The organism is Paracoccus sp. P2 (assembly GCF_046335115.1).
GTDB lineage: Bacteria > Pseudomonadota > Alphaproteobacteria > Rhodobacterales > Rhodobacteraceae > Paracoccus > Paracoccus pantotrophus.
Genome location: NZ_JBGOSN010000029.1, coordinates 1 through 14,920, shown reverse-complemented (window position 1 = coordinate 14,920; position 14,920 = coordinate 1). Strand labels below are relative to the sequence as shown.

Below are 14,920 nucleotides of genomic sequence, written 5' to 3'. Positions count from 1 at the left end.
GCCGGGCGCGCCGGTGCTAGGATAACGCCGTTCCCGACCATGCCGGCCCGCCGATGTGCCGGACAGCTGTCCGGCTATGACGCCTTGCGCCCGCGCGTCATCCTCGCCGCATGGTTCAGGATGTCCGCAAGATAACTGCCGCCAACTGGCAGCCCCGGCTCGACGCGCATGGCGAGATCGTCGAAAACCTCGACGACATCCATCAGTGCATCCGCATCATCCTGCTCACCCCGAAAGGCTCGGACCCGCACCGGCCCGAGTTCGGCTCGGATCTCTGGCACTATGTCGATCATCCGAACGGCGAGGCAGTGCCGCATGTGGTGCGCGAGGGGATCGACGCGCTGCGGCGCTGGGAGCCGCGCATTGAGGTGGTGCGGCTCGTGCCGACCTCGCTCCAGCATCACCTGCACATCACGGTCGAGTGGCGTCTGAACGGTCTGGGCGAGCTGATCGCCACGGAGGTTCGCGATGACGTTGCCTGAACCCGATTTCGTCGAGCGCGACCCCGCCGCCCTCACCGAGCAGCTCATCACCGACTATGAGAACTATACCGGCCGCAAGCTCCAGCCGGCGCAGGTCGAGCGGCTCATCATCGACCTCATCTCCTACCGTGAAAGCCTTGTCCGTGTCGCCATTCAGGAGGCGGCCAAGCAGAACCTGCTCGCCTTCGCCCGCTTCCCCATGCTCGACTATCTTGGCGAGCTGCTCGGCGTTGTGCGCCTGCCCGAGGCGTCGGCGCTGACCACGATCCGCTTCACGCTATCGGCCGCCCAGCCCGGCGCGATCATCGTGCCGGCCGGAACGCGGGTGCGCTCGGGCGACGGCCTTGCGACCTTTGTCACCACCGCACCGCTGGAGATCGAGGCCGGCCAGCTTGCTGGCGAGGTCGCGGCGCAGGCCGACGCGCCGGGCGAGGCCGCCAACGGCTATGTGTCGGGCCAGATCGCCACGCTGCTCGATCCGGTCGCCTTTGTCGCCACGGCCGTCAACATCTCGGTCACCTATGGCGGCCGCGCCCGCGAGACCGACGACAGGCTGCGCGATCGTATCCGCGAGGCCCCGGAGCGGTTCTCGGTGGCCGGCCCTGTCGGGGCCTATAGCTGGCACGCCATGTCGGCGCACCAGTCGATCATCGACGCGGCTGTGTTGAGCCCGCAGCCCGGCACAGTGCGCGTCCATATCTTGACCGACGAGGGCCTGCCCAGCGCCGAGCTGCTCGACCTCGTTCATGCCCAGCTCTCCGACGATAAGGTGCGGCCGCTGACCGATACGGTGCAGGTCGCTCCGCCTGACCGCGTTCCCTACACCATCACCGGCACGATCACGCTCTACCGAGATGCCGATCCCGACGCGACGATGGAGGCCGTCAACCGGGCAGCGGCCGCATTTGCGTCCGAACGCCGCCGGGGCCTCGGCCGCGACCTCGTGCCCAGCCAGTGCATTGCCGCCTTGTCGGTCGCCGGCGTCTACCGCGTCCAGCTCATCACCCCGGAATGGCAGGAGCTGGGGCCGTCGCAATGGGCGGATTGCACCGCCATCACTCTGACGATTGCGGGGGTGGCCGATGGCTGACGACGATCTGCGCCTGATCCCGCCGGGCATAGACGACGCGCGCACCCGCGCACTCATGCGGCTGATCGGCCGGCAGGGCGACCTCGACCTGACCAAGCTGCTGATCTATCGCGTCGACGAGCTTCAGGAGGATGCGCTCTATCTGCTCGCGTGGCAGTTCCATATCCTCGGCGTCGAGGGCTGGGACCTTGCCGAGACGGCCGCCGAGCGCCGAGCGCTCATCAAGCGGGCGATCGACCTGCACCGACACACCGGCACGCCCTGGGCGATCCGCGAGGCGATCAAGGCGCTCGGCTATGCCGATGCCGAGATCGTCGAGGGGCTGCCGGTCGCCCTCTATAACGGGGCGCAGAGCCATTCAGCCGCAGAGACCTATGGCGGCGGCATCCGCTGGGCCATGTTCCGGGTGCTGCTCGATCTGGGTGAGGACAAGGGTGTCAGTGCCACGCGCATCGCCCAGCTCGTCGCCCTCATCAACGTCTGGAAGAATGCCCGGTCGCACCTCGTTGACATCGGCTTTCGCGCCGACACGTCCGACGCGCTCGATGTTCGAGACGAGTTGAGCGCGGCCGGCCACCACGCGGCCGACGACACCTATCCGTGGGGCCGGCGCTATGATGGCACGATCGATCACGATCACGGCGTGCGCCACTTCTTCGGCAGCGCGCTCGTCTATGACGGGGCGGCCGATCATACCGGCTGGGGCGAGACCGGGGAGCTTTACAGCAACCGCTGGGTCGAACTGACCACGCATCTTGACATGACGATCGAGGACCGCGTGGCGGTCGAGCCGCTCCATGACGGCCGCTACGTCCATGCCGGCATTACCTATGGCGAGGATCAGCCGTCCGTCGCCGATCCGACCATGTCGATCATCGTCACGCGCCACCTGCGCCATGATGGCCGTCACCGCCACGCGGGCGACATCTATGACGGCGAGACCGCCCATGACGGCGGGCATCCCTACTATGCCGGGGTCTTCCACTCCGGCCCCGTCCAAACCCCGCTAACAGTCATTTGAGGACGCTATGAAGGCCACCGAAATCCTGACCTTGCGCGGCTCTCTCCTTGTCAACGTCCGGCGTGCCGGCGTGCTCGTCGAGAGCTGGCGCGACGACAACATGATCATGGTCGCCGCCCGCGTGGCGCTGGCCCAGCTCGTGGCCGGCGACGGGGCGGGCAAGATCATCACCAAGATCGGGGTTGGCACCAATGGCAGCGGGCCGACGCCCGCCGACACCGCCCTGACCTCTTCCTTCATCAAGAACCTGCAAGGCCACGAGTATCCGGCCGCCGGCCGTGTGCAGTTCAACTGGAAGCTGGAGACCACCGAGGCCAACGGCAAGGTGATCCGCGAGTTCGGGCTGATCGCGGCCGACAACACCCTCTTCGCCCGAAAGACCCGCGCTCCGATCGAGAAGGCCGAGGACATCAGCCTCGACGGCGCGTGGACCATCATCTTCTAGCAACGGAGCCTCTGGAATGGCGAACCTTCCCGAAACCAACACCTTTCCCGCCGGCATCTATCAGATCGAGCTGACCGATCCGGTGGTCGGCGGCGTTGACGGCATCTCGAACGTGCAGGCGCGTCAGCTCGCCAACCGAACCCGCTGGCTGAAGAACGTCGCCGACGAAGTGATCGCGGCGCGGGGCGGCGGCGAGACGCTGGGCGACCGCCTTGCTGGCTACGACGCCTTCGCGCCCGAGCAGCAGACCACCATCATCGCCGGCGTGCAGGAGGCTCTCGGTCTGGCGGGTGTTCTCGCCCGCGACCTTGCGGCGCTGCGCCAGCGCATCTTCGCGCAGGGCGTCGTCACCATCCGCAACAAGCACGTCATCAGCGGCTTGGTGCTCACCAAATCCGAAATCAGGGCGCTGCATCTGTCGCTGTCAGGCACGGTTGGAACCGGCGTGTCGCGGGCGCGGATCGATGGCATCATCGTCTCGCTCCCCGACGACGATTACCACGTCTCGGTGCCGAGCAACGAGACCGACGAGGCGAAGGTCTATTACGCCTATCTCATCAACACCGGCGGCTCGACCTATGGCGTGCAGATTGCCGACGAGGTGCCGCCCACCGGCCTCGCACTCTACCGGATCGACGTGCCGGCCCAGAACTACGGCAACAGCCTGTCGGCCGTCACCCTGACGGACCTGCGCGTCATCCAGCCGTCCAATGCGTGGGTGTCGACCTTCGATCCCTTCGCCACCATCGCCTTCCCGGCGACGCTTCCGGCCGCCGATTACGGCGTCGCCCTTGAGGTTGAGAGCGCCACCAACATCGCGGCCGTGGGCGCGCTTGAAGCCTACGACCGGGCGACCAACGGCTTCAAGATCAGGATGACCGGCAGCGCCGACAACGTACGCGTCCGCTGGACGCTTCTCAACATCCGCTACCAGTGAGGGCAACCATGAACATCGTACATCTCAACGAGGGGGCCAAGCTCGCTTTCGAGCTTGAAGGCTGCGTCTTGACCCTCGGCGGCACGCTCACCATCAACCTTGCCGAAGAACAGCAAGACACCGAGCGCGTGATTTCGGTCTTCGCCGACGCCGCAGGGCAGCCCGAACTTGAGGGTGATGCCTATGCCGCCCTCATCATCATTCCTCCGCGCCGCTACGTCGACGAGGAGGTCACCGAGACGGTCGAGGGGGAGGAAGTGACCCAGATCGTGCCGGTGCCGCAGCCATGTCAGGCCGATGCCGTGACGCTGCAACTGTGGGCCTTGCCCGAAAACCCCGAAACCCCTGAACAGGAGTAAACCCGATGGGTGTCACCATCTCCGCGCCGGACGCGCTGCGCCAGTCCGTCGAAGCCGCAACCGGCGGCGTCAACACCGTGCTCTACGACAGCAAGGGCTATCCTTCCGTCATGTGCGTGGTGCCTCGCTTCAATATCGAGGACATCCACCCCAACCTCGGCACCGGCACGCATCCGGCGTTCCTCGTCGGCGGCGTGCAGAAGTCGGAAATCTTCGTCGGCAAGTATCTCGCCCGCATCCATGACAGCCACGCGCTCTCGCTGCCCGGACAGGACCCGAACGCCTCGATCAACTTCGACACGGCCGATCTGCGATGCACGGCCAAGGGGCCGGGCTGGCATATGATGACGAACGCCGAGTGGTCGGCGGTCGCGCTCTGGTGCTGGAAGAACGGCTTCATGCCGCGCGGGAACACCAACTACGGCCGCGACCACAGCCAGACCTTCGAGACCGGCCGCCGGCAGGATGGCCTTGCGCCCGGCCTCGCCGAAGGTACGGCGCGCACGCTGACCGGCTCCGGCCCGGTGAGCTGGTATCACGACAACACCCCGGCCGGCATCGCCGACCTCACCGGCAATGTCCACGAATGGGTGCGCGGCCTGCGTCTCGTGGATGGCGAAATCCAGATCATCCCCGAGAACAACGCCGCCCAGCCCGGAGCCGATCACAGCGCCGGGAGCACGCTGTGGCGCGCCATCCTTCAGAACGGATCACTGGTCAATCCGGGCACCGCCAACACCCTCAAGTGGAACGCCACCGGCGCTGACGGGACCGGCAATCCGCAACTGGCGACGGCCGTCACCAGCCAGACTTCAGACGAGAGCACGCACTACGTATCGCAGCAGTATAAGGACCTGACCGCCGCCAGCGGCGTCACAGTGCCACCGCTGCTCAAGGTGCTGGGCTTGTTCCCGCACGCGACGGACATCGATCGCGGGCGCTTCTGGGTGCGTAACAACGGCGAGCGTCTGCCGATCCGTGGGGGCTACTGGGCCGACGGCGTCAACGCCGGGGTCTTCGCCTTCAACCTGTACAACGCGCGCTCGCGCACGGGCACGTTCATCGGCTTCCGGCCCGCTTTCGTGCTCTGAAATCTGGCCACCTGACCTCTGTCGGGACGGGCGATAGCCCGTCCCTCTAGAATTTTGAAACTGCCTGCCGGGGGATGCGGTGGACGATCTGAAAATCCGTCGCAAGTGCGAAGACATGATCGCCTATGGGTATGGAGTGCTGAAACAGTTTCCGAAGGCCGAACGTCACGTTCTGTCGCAGGAAATCCGCACCACCATGTGGGCGCTCCTTCGGCTCATCATCATCTGCAATCGCCGCTACTTCAAAAAGACGACGATGCAGGAGCTTGACGCTGAGCTGGACCTGCTGCGCAGCCAGATCAGGATCGCCCAGAAGCTCGGCTTCCTCCCCTTCAAGAACTACGAGGTGTGGAGCCGCCATCTGGACGAGATCGGCCGGATGGTGGGCGGGTGGTTCAAAAGTCTCAACGAACAGGGGCGCGGGTAATGTGGCTTGACGGTCTGCCGATCCGTGGGGGCAACTGGAACAACGGCGTCAACGCCGGGGTCTTCGCCCTCAACCTGAACAACGCGCGCTCGAACACGAGCACGAACATCGGCTTCCGGCCCGCTCTCGGGGAAAGCCAGAAGCTGGGACCTCATGGGGTCCCTTCCAGCGCGCCCTCGAAAGGACCCGCGATCCTCGGCCAAGTGCCGAAAAATGACAACGGGCCGGGGTGGGACAGTAGCCGCCGACATGGCGGCGGCCCCTCGCTCCGGTCGCCCGTTTCACCGGGTGGATGCTGATGGCGAAAACCTATAGCGACCTCTTTGAGAAGCTGACCACCTTCGAGGCGCTGCACCGCGCTTGGGGCCGCGTCATCCGTGGCCGCCGCAGCCAGACCGATGTCATCCGCTTCGAGAGCGACCTCGAACCCAACCTGTTCGACATCCAGAACAGCCTGCTCTGGAAAACCTATCGCACTGGCCCTTACCGCCATTTCCGCGTGTTCGAGCCGAAGGAACGCGCCATCGCCGCGCTGCCGCTGAAGGACCGGATCGTGCAGCACGCGCTGGTCGAGACCATCGACCCGATCTGGGCCAGCCGCTTCATCTTCGACAGCTATGCGTGCCGGCCGGGCAAGGGCACTCATGCCGGTGCCGATCGCGCCCAGTCCTTCCTGCGTGCCGAGCTGCGCGAGCACGGCACGATCTACGTGCTCAAGGCCGATGTCTCGAAATACTTCCCGAGCATCTGCCATGACGTGCTCAAGCGCCTGATCCGCCGCCGCATCGCCTGCCCGGACACGCTCTGGCTGATCGACGGCATCATCGACAGCGCCGCCGAACCGGGTGAGATCATGCCGCGCGGCATTCCGATCGGGAACCTCACCAGCCAGCTCTTCGCCAACATCTACCTGCACGAGCTGGATGCCTTTGTGAAGGAGGAGCTGCGCGAGAAACGCTACCTGCGCTACATGGACGATTTCGCCATCGTCGGCCACGACAAGGCCCATCTGCACGAGCTGCGCCGCACGATCGAGGACTTCCTTCATGCCAATCTCGGCCTGCGCCTCAACGGCAAGACGCAGGTCTTTCCCATATCGACCACCAACGGTCGGTCGCTCGATTTCCTCGGCTATCGCATATGGCCGACGCATCGGAAGATCAGGAAGGACAGCGCCGGCCGCATGAGACGGAAGATGAAGCGGATGGCCCGGCAATACCACGAGGGCAAGATCACGCTCGATCAGGTCACTCAAGTGGTGATGAGCTGGGTCGGCCATGCCGGCCACGCCGACACCTTCAGGCTGCGCAGCCGCATCCTCGGCGATGTCGCCTTCATCCCGCCACCGCGCCAAAGGAGGCCCCATGAATAGCCGGTCGCAGGTCAAGCCATTGACCCCGCTGGCCCCGTATATCGGCGGCAAGCGCAACCTTGCGAAGACCCTCATCCAGCGGATCGACGCCACGCCCCACGACTGCTACGCCGAGGTGTTCGTCGGTATGGCGGGCGTGTTCCTGCGTCGCCATCTGGCCCCGAAATCCGAAGTCATCAACGACTACAGCCGCGACGTGGCGACCTTTTTCCGGGTGCTCCAGCGTCATTACGTCGCCTTCATCGACATGATGCGCTTCCAGCTCACCACGCGGGTGGAGTTCGAGCGCCTGTGCTCGACCGACCCCGACACCCTCACTGATCTGGAGCGGGCAGCGCGGTTCCTCTACCTGCAAAACACCGCCTTCGGCGGCAAGGTCAGCGGCCGCAGCTTCGGCGTGTCCTACGGCCGGCCAGCCCGATTCGACATCACCCGGCTGGGGCCGATGCTTGAGGAGGTTCACACCCGGCTCGCTCGCGTCGTGATCGAGTGCCTCTCTTACGACACCTTCCTGACGCGCTACGACCGACCGGGCACGCTCTTTTATCTGGACCCGCCCTACTGGGGCAATGAGGGCGACTATGGCGCAGGCATGTTCGCTCGGCGCGACTTTCTCCGGCTGGCGGTGCTGCTGCACCAGCTCAAGGGGCGGTTCATCCTGTCCATCAACGACACGCCCGAAGTTCGGGCGTTGTTCGCAGGCTTTGAGATCGAGGCGGTCGAGACCACCTATACCCTGTCGAGCAAGGGCGCGAGCCGGGTGGGCGAGCTGATCATCAGCGGAGGCGGCTATGCTCATTGATCTGGGCAAGGAGCGCGAGCGGCGCGAGGCGGCGCTGAACGGTCCCGACAGCAACTGCATCGTGCGCGACAGCGAGGGGCGGCCGATGCTGCTATTCGCTATCGACTGGCATCATGACGGTCGCCGCTGGACGGTCCAGATCGCCGCCTATGACTGGGAAGACGCCGAGGCTCGCGTGGCCTCGATGCGCGCCAGCCTTGAGGTGTCGGGGCAGGTGGTGGCGCAGGGATCAGCGCCTTGGTATATGGGCCAGTCACCGGACGTTTAAACGAGGGTTTGAGGTGCGTTTAAATGGCGTTCAATCGGCCGCTCGAAAAGTGCGCAAACCTCGTGTCCCGACTGCGCAAACCTCGTGGCGCGCTACAGGGAACAGGCCCGGCAGGTGCGCGAGACCCCCTGCCCCGGCGGAGGCCGCCCTCCGGCTTGAGGTGCCAGGGGATCCATTCGGATTGGTAGCGGTTCCGCGGCCCCGGTTGACTTCAGCTCAACTCGACTTGGAAATTTTCGTGCGTTGCCCCGAATCCGAACCCGCTTCTTGATGGGGGCGATCGTCTCGCACCCGCCGGGGCCGGGATCGATCCGACCGAACCAGGGAAACTGCGATGTCATCAGACGATACAATTCCGATAGGAATGACCGGCGCCTTGCTGACCGGCCATGGCGGATTCGAAAAGCTGGAGATCCGGGACGACCTGCCGGTCCCGGAGCCCGGGCCGGGCGAGGTGCTGATCAAGGTCGCCGCGGCCGGCATCAACAATACCGACATCAACACCCGGATCGGCTGGTATTCCAAGGGCGTCACCAGCGCGACCTCGGCCGGCGGGGCCGAAGGCTATGAAACGACGAATGACGACGACGCCAGCTGGTCCGGCACCGCCCTCACGTTCCCGCGCATCCAGGGCGCCGATTGCTGCGGACGCATCGTCGCGGTGGGCGAGGGGGTCAGTCCCGACCGCATCGGCGAGCGGGTGCTGGTGCGCAACATGCTGCGTTCCTATGTCGGCTATCGTCCCTGGGAATGCTGGACCTTCGGGTCGGAATGCGACGGGGCCTTCGCGCAATATGCCAAGGCGCCGGCGCGCGAGACCTACAAGGTCGATTGCGACTGGAGCGATGTCGAACTGGCCTCGGTGCCCTGCGCCTATTCGACCGCGGAAGGCATGGTCCATCGCGCGCGGGTCGGCGAGGGCGAGCATGTGCTGATCACCGGCGCATCTGGCGGGGTCGGCTCGGCGGCGATCCAGCTGGCCCGGCGCAGGGGCGCACGGGTGTCCGCCATCGCAGGACAGAACAAGGCCGAGCAATTGAAGGCCCTTGGCGCCGACCATGTGATCCCGCGCGGCGACAGACTGGCGGACCATATCGAGCCGCAATCGGTCGATGTCGTCCTGGATGTGGTGGCCGGCCCGGCTTTCCCCGAGCTTCTCCAGGTGCTGAAGCGCGGCGGGCGCTATGCGGTGGCCGGCGCCATCGCCGGGCCGATCGTCGAACTGGACGTGCGGACACTGTATCTGAAGGATCTGACCTTCTTCGGCTGCACCTTCCAGGAAGACGAGGTCTTCGAGAACCTGATCTCCTATATCGAGCGCGGCGAGATCCGGCCGAATGTCGCCGGAACCTGGCCCCTGGAGCAGATCGTGGATGCCCAGAAGGAATTCCTGTCCAAGAGCACCGGCGGCAAGCTGGTGCTGACCATCCCCCAATAAGGCGGCATTCATGTCCGAACTTGCAATCGACAAAATCGACGTGTTCCGGGTGGAACTGCCTTATTCGGGCGGGGTCTACACGCTGTCCGGCGGCCGGGAGTATCGCAGCTTCGATGCGACCATCGTCCGCATCACCACCGACAACGGCCTGGAAGGGTGGGGCGAAAGCACGCCCTTCGGCTCGACCTATATCGCCTCGCATGCCTTCGGGGTCCGGGCCGGCATCGCCGAGATCGCGCCGCACCTGCTGGGGCGGGATCCGCGCCGGGTGGATCGGATCAACGACGCCATGGATCAGGCGCTGCTGGGGCACGAGCATGCCAAGACCGCGCTGGACGTGGCCTGCTGGGACATCTTCGGCAAAGCCGTGGGCATGCCGGTCTGCGACCTGCTGGGCGGGCGCACCGATGCGCGGATGCCGGTGATCTCGTCGATCTACATGGGCGATCCCGAGGACATGCGCCGCCGCGTGGCCGAGCATCGGGCGCGGGGCTATATCGGCCATTCGGTCAAGATCGGCGGCGATCCGGCAGAAGATGCCGCGCGCATCGCCGCATCGCTGGCCGACAAGCGGCCGGGCGAGTTCTTCATCGTGGACGCGAATGGCGGGATGAGTGTCGAGACCGCCCTGCGCATGCTGCGCCTGCTGCCGCATGGCCTGGATTTCGTACTGGAGGCGCCCTGTGCGACCTGGCGCGAATGCCTGTCCCTGCGCCGCCGTACCGACGTGCCGATCATCTTCGACGAGCTGGCGCTGAGCGATGCTTCCATCATCCAGCTGATCGCGGATGACGCCGCCGAAGGCATCGGACTGAAGATCTCGAAGAACGGCGGGCTGACCCGTGGGCGGCGGCACCGCGATATCTGCCTGGCCGCCGGCTATACGGTCAGCGTGCAGGAGACCACCGGCTCGGACATCGCCTTCGCGGCCATCGTGCATCTTGGCCAGACGGTGCCCGAGCGTCAGCTGCGATGCTTGCTGGAATGCCGCGACATGGTCTCGCTGAAGACGGCGGACGGGGCGTTCGGTGTCGAGGCGGGGCATGTCCGTGCCCCGAACGGGCCGGGCCTGGGCGTGACCCCGCGCCTTGATGTGCTGGGCGCGCCCGTCGCTTCGTATCAGCGATAATGGCCCGCCACCGGCACATGATCGCGACAAACCGTCAGGCGTGGGAACGCCTGGCGGCATGCCCATGCGGAAAAATCGCTTGACAGAATCGCCTTCACACAGAAAATTTCGTAGCATAAATATCGTATACGAATATACGCAAGACCGATCCATCGCGCATGTGGAATGCCCGATCACTTGGAACTGGGTCAGGAGAGAACAATGGCGGCGCCCTGTCCCGATCAATGCCGCACACAGGGAGAAAGAACGTGCACAGACTACTCGCTTCCACAGCCTTGGCTGCCGGCGTCTTTGGCGGCGCTTGGTCGGCCGCCGCGCAGGATTGCGGCAACGTGACCCTTGCGCTCCATAACGTCCAAAGCGCCGAACTGCTGACCTATGTCGACAAGTTCATCCTCGAGAACGGCTATGGCTGCCGTGTCGAGACCATTCCGGGGGATACGGTTCCCTCGACCACATCCATGATCGAGAAAGGCTCGCCCGATGTTTCTTCGGAAACCTGGGTGGACCTTCTGCCTGAAATCGTGCCGCAGGGGCTCAAGGACGGCAAGATCGTCTATGGCGCGCCGGCCCTGCCCGATGGCGGCATCCAGGGCTGGTGGATCCCCAGATACCTGGCCGACGCGCATCCCGACATCAAGACGGTCGAAGATGCCCTGGCGCATCCCGAGCTTTTCCCCGACCCGGAAAACCCCGACAAGGGCGTGATCTTCAACGGCGCCGAAGGCTGGGGGGCGACGGTGGTCACCGCGCAATTGTTCAAGGCCTACGAGGCCGAGAAAAAGGGCTTCAACCTGATGCGGCCGGGTTCGGCCGCGGGCCTGGATGGCGCCATCGCCCGAGCCTATGAGCGTCAGGAAGGCTTCATCACCTATTACTGGGCGCCGACCGCGCTTCTGGGCCGGTATGATCTGGTCCTGCTTGAACCCAATGCCGAGCAGGATGCCGCCGAATGGCAAAGGTGCATCACCAACCTGGATTGCCCCGATCCCAAGGTGACGGCATGGCCCGTCGACACGGTCATGACCGTGGTGACCAAGGCTTTCGCCGACCGCATACACCCGGCGATCATGGATTATTTCAACACCCGCGGCTGGAGCAATGACACCGTCGCCAGCCTGATGGCCTGGCAAGCCGAGAATCAGGCCATGGGAGAGGATGCGGCCTTGCATTTCCTGGAGGAGAACAAGGATATCTGGACGAAATGGGTTCCCGCCGAAGTCGCGGAAAAGGTCGAAGCTGCGCTTTGATCGTGACCTCTGCGTCATGGCCGGGCCGATCAACCGACCTTCTGGCGCAGTGATCCGTATTTCCCGAGCCCTTTGGTTTGCCCGGTCGTCATGACCGGGCGGGCCTTTCACATCCCACCCACAAGCCTATCCACACAGGAGCAGCAAACATGGCATCCGCCGCTGCCACAAGCGGCGGCATGATAGGCTGGGACCATGGTCGGCGACCCACGACACCGGCAGCACGGCTTTCACGAACACAGGAAGAATGGCTTTCATGTCATGCCTCACAGCAGAACCGCGACAGGTAAATCACCGCTTGCGCCGTGACGATGCGACCCCCAAGGCTGTATTCCACCGATAACCGGAGTTATGTAAATAAACTGCCAGCCCCATCCCGATCCAGGCAGATCAATGCGATCTCTGATCGTCGGCACCAGAACCTATCGTCATCAGCCCGCACCGGTGTCGAGCAGCCGCCGCACCAGCTCGAAACTGTTGCGCACGCCGATCTTGCGGATCATGTTGGCGCGATGCACCTCGACCGTGCGGGGCGAACAGCCCAGCGACTTGGCGATCTCCTTGCTGGTAAAGCCATTGACCAGATAGCCGGCGACGCGCTTCTCGGCCGCAGTCAGCAGGCTGCCGGCACCAACCGCGGAATCCAGCGGCCGGTAGGTCCAGATCGCCAGCCGGTGCGGGTCGGCCTGGTCCATGGTCCGGCCGCGACCCTCCATCCAGACGATCTGCCCGTCCTTGCGCCGCATGAAGCGTTCGTCGCGATAGAACGGCCGCTCGCGCAGCGCCTTGCGTGCCCGCTCGCCGACCAGGTCGAAATCGGTCTGGCCGGGGTAAAGGCAGCGCATGGACCGCCCCGCCAGCTCCTGCGGCGTCCAGCCGAAGACCGCCTCGACCATCAGGCTGGCGCGGACGATCACGCGCTCGGCCAGGACCAGGGTCGCATCGGGGGCGTTCTGAAAGCCAAGGCTGTCGTAATCCCTGGCCGTCAACTGGCGATGGGCTGGCTGCATGGAATACCTATTCGACTACGTATTCCTACGGATAGAGTATTTCCACCGCATGCGACAAGCTCGGTCGCGGCGGAGGAGAAAGCCGGCCGTCGGATCATCATATCGAGGCGTGCGAATGACAGGATCGAACAAGCTTTATCCCAGCGCGGATGCCGCACTGGACGGGCTCTTGAAGGACGGGATGCTGATTGCGGCCGGGGGTTTCGGGCTTTGCGGCATCCCCGAACTGGCGATCGAGGCGATCCTGCGGGCGGGAACGAAGGATCTGACCATTGCCAGCAACAATTGCGGCGTGGACGGGTTCGGGCTGGGCAAGCTGCTCGACAGCCGGCAGATCCGCAAGATGATCTCCTCCTACGTGGGCGAAAACGCCGAGTTCATGCGGCAATACCTCTCGGGCGAGCTGGAGCTGGAGTTCAACCCCCAGGGCACCCTGGCCGAACGCATGCGCGCGGGCGGCGCCGGCATTCCCGGCTTCTATACCCGGACCGGCGTCGGCACCGTGGTCGCCGAGGGCAAGGAACACAAGGATTTCGACGGCCAGACCTATATCCTGGAACGCGCCATCGTCGCCGACCTTTCCATCGTCAAGGGCTGGAAGGCGGACGAAACCGGCAACGTGATCTTTCGCAAGACGGCGCGCAACTTCAACGTGCCGGCGGCGAAATGCGGCCGGATCTGCGTCTGCGAGGTCGAGGAGATCGTGCCGACCGGCAGCCTCGACCCCGACGCCATCCACCTGCCGGGCATCTATGTCCATCGCCTGGTCCAGGGCCAGCATGAAAAGCGCATCGAGCAGCGCACCACCCGCAAGAAGGAGGCTGTCTGATGCCTTGGGACCGCAACCAGATGGCGGCGCGGGCCGCGCAGGAACTGCAGGACGGCTGGTATGTTAACCTCGGGATCGGCATCCCGACGCTGGTGGCGAATTTCATCCCCGAGGGGGTGCATGTGACGCTGCAATCGGAAAACGGCATGCTGGGCATCGGCCCCTTCCCCTATGAGGGCGAGGAGGACCCGGACCTGATCAATGCCGGCAAGCAGACGGTGACCGAGCTGCCGCAGACCGCCTATTTCGACAGCGCCGAGAGCTTCGCGATGATCCGCGGCGGCAAGATCGCCATGGCGATCCTGGGGGCGATGGAGGTGGCCGAGAACGGCGACCTGGCGAACTGGATGATCCCGGGCAAGCTGGTCAAGGGCATGGGCGGCGCGATGGACCTGGTAGCGGGCGTCGGCCGGGTGGTGGTGGTGATGGACCACACGTCGAAGCACGGCGAGTCGAAGGTGCTGAAATCCTGCACCCTGCCGCTGACCGGCCAGGCGGTGGTCAACCGGATCATCACCAATCTGGGCGTGCTGGACGTGGTTCCGGGCGGGCTGAAGCTCGTCGAGCTGGCCGATGGCGTGAGCGAGGCCGAGCTGCGCGCTGCGACCGAGGCGACCATCGTCGGCTGAGCAAGCTCGGCCGAGCGTCAAGGGAGGCGGAGGGGGCTGTCTGCCCCCTCTTGCGGCCTGGGGCCGCAATTCACCCCCGAGGATATTTCGGCAAGAAAGAAGGCCGGAATCGTCTGATTCGGCGTGACGCGCGGGGATGGGCGACTTCCCTGCCCTTTTCGTCCTGCCCTTTTCGTTCCGAAGGGCTGGCCGGCAGGCTCGGCCCCGCGGGCTTGGGCGGGCTATTCGGAGACCTTCTTGGGGTCTGCTGCCGGACGGTGCTAAATCCTACGCTAAGCCGATAAAACGCGCCTTCCGTGGTCCCTGAGGTTTCCGTTGGCATCGACGTAGCGATAGAGGGT

17 protein-coding genes are annotated in these 14,920 nt (G+C 65.0%); 16 read left to right on the top strand and 1 reads right to left on the bottom strand.

Features of this window, described 5'->3' with window-relative positions:
• Positions 1 to 110: 110 nt before the first annotated feature.
• From ACDP63_RS16725 to ACDP63_RS16660, 14 genes are all read left to right on the top strand, one after another.
• On the top strand, positions 111 to 482 hold the full coding sequence (locus ACDP63_RS16725) for a GPW/gp25 family protein (RefSeq protein WP_409928305.1): 372 nt from the start codon (positions 111 to 113) through the stop codon (positions 480 to 482).
• Entirely contained in the window at positions 469 to 1,572 is a 1,104-nt protein-coding gene (locus tag ACDP63_RS16720; protein ID WP_409928304.1) for a baseplate J/gp47 family protein, read from the top strand. The genes ACDP63_RS16725 and ACDP63_RS16720 overlap by 14 nt, the downstream gene beginning before the upstream one ends.
• Positions 1,565 to 2,593, top strand: coding sequence for a phage tail protein (locus ACDP63_RS16715; protein ID WP_409928303.1), 1,029 nt, complete (start codon positions 1,565 to 1,567; stop codon positions 2,591 to 2,593). The genes ACDP63_RS16720 and ACDP63_RS16715 overlap by 8 nt, the downstream gene beginning before the upstream one ends.
• Before the next feature lie 7 nt (positions 2,594 to 2,600).
• On the top strand, positions 2,601 to 3,038 hold the full coding sequence (locus ACDP63_RS16710) for a hypothetical protein (RefSeq protein ID WP_409928302.1): 438 nt from the start codon (positions 2,601 to 2,603) through the stop codon (positions 3,036 to 3,038).
• A 16-nt stretch (positions 3,039 to 3,054) separates the two neighbouring features.
• Positions 3,055 to 3,975: a hypothetical protein gene (locus ACDP63_RS16705; protein WP_409928301.1), complete on the top strand. Its 921-nt coding sequence runs from the start codon at positions 3,055 to 3,057 to the stop codon at positions 3,973 to 3,975.
• An 8-nt stretch (positions 3,976 to 3,983) separates the two neighbouring features.
• A complete protein-coding gene (locus tag ACDP63_RS16700) occupies positions 3,984 to 4,334 on the top strand; it encodes a hypothetical protein (RefSeq protein ID WP_409928300.1) in 351 nt (116 codons plus the stop codon).
• 5 nt (positions 4,335 to 4,339) lie between these two features.
• A complete protein-coding gene (locus ACDP63_RS16695) occupies positions 4,340 to 5,425 on the top strand; it encodes a hypothetical protein (protein WP_409928299.1) in 1,086 nt (361 codons plus the stop codon).
• A 79-nt stretch (positions 5,426 to 5,504) separates the two neighbouring features.
• Entirely contained in the window at positions 5,505 to 5,852 is a 348-nt protein-coding gene (gene avd, locus ACDP63_RS16690) for a diversity-generating retroelement protein Avd (protein ID WP_409928298.1), read from the top strand.
• Between the two features lie 298 nt (positions 5,853 to 6,150).
• On the top strand, positions 6,151 to 7,224 hold the full coding sequence (locus ACDP63_RS16685) for a reverse transcriptase domain-containing protein (RefSeq protein WP_409928297.1): 1,074 nt from the start codon (positions 6,151 to 6,153) through the stop codon (positions 7,222 to 7,224).
• Positions 7,217 to 8,026, top strand: a complete 810-nt coding sequence (locus ACDP63_RS16680) for a DNA adenine methylase (RefSeq protein ID WP_409928296.1) — start codon at positions 7,217 to 7,219, stop codon at positions 8,024 to 8,026. The genes ACDP63_RS16685 and ACDP63_RS16680 overlap by 8 nt, the downstream gene beginning before the upstream one ends.
• Positions 8,016 to 8,294 carry a hypothetical protein gene (locus ACDP63_RS16675; protein WP_409928295.1) on the top strand — a complete coding sequence of 93 codons (279 nt, stop codon included), beginning with the start codon at positions 8,016 to 8,018 and terminating at the stop codon, positions 8,292 to 8,294. Before ACDP63_RS16680 ends, ACDP63_RS16675 begins: the two co-directional genes overlap by 11 nt.
• A 364-nt stretch (positions 8,295 to 8,658) precedes the next feature.
• Positions 8,659 to 9,732 (top strand): alcohol dehydrogenase family protein, encoded by a 1,074-nt coding sequence (locus ACDP63_RS16670; protein ID WP_024846064.1) that lies wholly within the window; start codon positions 8,659 to 8,661, stop codon positions 9,730 to 9,732.
• Positions 9,733 to 9,742: 10 nt separating this feature from the next.
• Positions 9,743 to 10,861, top strand: coding sequence for a mandelate racemase/muconate lactonizing enzyme family protein (locus ACDP63_RS16665; RefSeq protein ID WP_024846065.1), 1,119 nt, complete (start codon positions 9,743 to 9,745; stop codon positions 10,859 to 10,861).
• Between the two features lie 332 nt (positions 10,862 to 11,193).
• Positions 11,194 to 12,111 (top strand): glycine betaine ABC transporter substrate-binding protein, encoded by a 918-nt coding sequence (locus ACDP63_RS16660; RefSeq protein WP_231486983.1) that lies wholly within the window; start codon positions 11,194 to 11,196, stop codon positions 12,109 to 12,111.
• A gap of 431 nt (positions 12,112 to 12,542) precedes the next feature.
• On the opposite strand, the gene ACDP63_RS16655 is transcribed toward ACDP63_RS16660, so the two are convergent.
• Positions 12,543 to 13,121 carry a LuxR C-terminal-related transcriptional regulator gene (locus ACDP63_RS16655; RefSeq protein ID WP_024843880.1) on the bottom strand — a complete coding sequence of 193 codons (579 nt, stop codon included), beginning with the start codon at positions 13,119 to 13,121 and terminating at the stop codon, positions 12,543 to 12,545.
• 115 nt (positions 13,122 to 13,236) lie between these two features.
• Between ACDP63_RS16655 and ACDP63_RS16650 the strand changes: the two genes are divergently transcribed.
• On the top strand, positions 13,237 to 13,950 hold the full coding sequence (locus ACDP63_RS16650; protein WP_024843881.1) for a CoA transferase subunit A: 714 nt from the start codon (positions 13,237 to 13,239) through the stop codon (positions 13,948 to 13,950).
• Positions 13,950 to 14,579, top strand: coding sequence for a 3-oxoacid CoA-transferase subunit B (locus ACDP63_RS16645; protein WP_024843882.1), 630 nt, complete (start codon positions 13,950 to 13,952; stop codon positions 14,577 to 14,579). Before ACDP63_RS16650 ends, ACDP63_RS16645 begins: the two co-directional genes overlap by 1 nt.
• The last annotated feature ends 341 nt before the right edge of the window (positions 14,580 to 14,920 follow it).

Excerpts from the sequence above, each read along its gene's own strand:
- ACDP63_RS16700 (WP_409928300.1), top strand. The coding sequence starts at position 3,984 with ATGAACATCGTACATCTCAACGAGGGGGCCAAGCTCGCTTTCGAGCTT.
- ACDP63_RS16675 (WP_409928295.1), top strand. The coding sequence starts at position 8,016 with ATGCTCATTGATCTGGGCAAGGAGCGCGAGCGGCGCGAGGCGGCGCTG.
- ACDP63_RS16650 (WP_024843881.1), top strand. The coding sequence starts at position 13,237 with ATGACAGGATCGAACAAGCTTTATCCCAGCGCGGATGCCGCACTGGAC.
- ACDP63_RS16715 (WP_409928303.1), top strand. The coding sequence starts at position 1,565 with ATGGCTGACGACGATCTGCGCCTGATCCCGCCGGGCATAGACGACGCG.
- ACDP63_RS16680 (WP_409928296.1), top strand. The coding sequence starts at position 7,217 with ATGAATAGCCGGTCGCAGGTCAAGCCATTGACCCCGCTGGCCCCGTAT.
- ACDP63_RS16720 (WP_409928304.1), top strand. The coding sequence starts at position 469 with ATGACGTTGCCTGAACCCGATTTCGTCGAGCGCGACCCCGCCGCCCTC.
- ACDP63_RS16665 (WP_024846065.1), top strand. The coding sequence starts at position 9,743 with ATGTCCGAACTTGCAATCGACAAAATCGACGTGTTCCGGGTGGAACTG.
- ACDP63_RS16655 (WP_024843880.1), bottom strand. The coding sequence starts at position 13,121 with ATGCAGCCAGCCCATCGCCAGTTGACGGCCAGGGATTACGACAGCCTT.
- ACDP63_RS16685 (WP_409928297.1), top strand. The coding sequence starts at position 6,151 with ATGGCGAAAACCTATAGCGACCTCTTTGAGAAGCTGACCACCTTCGAG.
- ACDP63_RS16725 (WP_409928305.1), top strand. The coding sequence starts at position 111 with ATGGTTCAGGATGTCCGCAAGATAACTGCCGCCAACTGGCAGCCCCGG.
- ACDP63_RS16705 (WP_409928301.1), top strand. The coding sequence starts at position 3,055 with ATGGCGAACCTTCCCGAAACCAACACCTTTCCCGCCGGCATCTATCAG.
- ACDP63_RS16670 (WP_024846064.1), top strand. The coding sequence starts at position 8,659 with ATGACCGGCGCCTTGCTGACCGGCCATGGCGGATTCGAAAAGCTGGAG.
- ACDP63_RS16695 (WP_409928299.1), top strand. The coding sequence starts at position 4,340 with ATGGGTGTCACCATCTCCGCGCCGGACGCGCTGCGCCAGTCCGTCGAA.
- ACDP63_RS16710 (WP_409928302.1), top strand. The coding sequence starts at position 2,601 with ATGAAGGCCACCGAAATCCTGACCTTGCGCGGCTCTCTCCTTGTCAAC.
- ACDP63_RS16645 (WP_024843882.1), top strand. The coding sequence starts at position 13,950 with ATGCCTTGGGACCGCAACCAGATGGCGGCGCGGGCCGCGCAGGAACTG.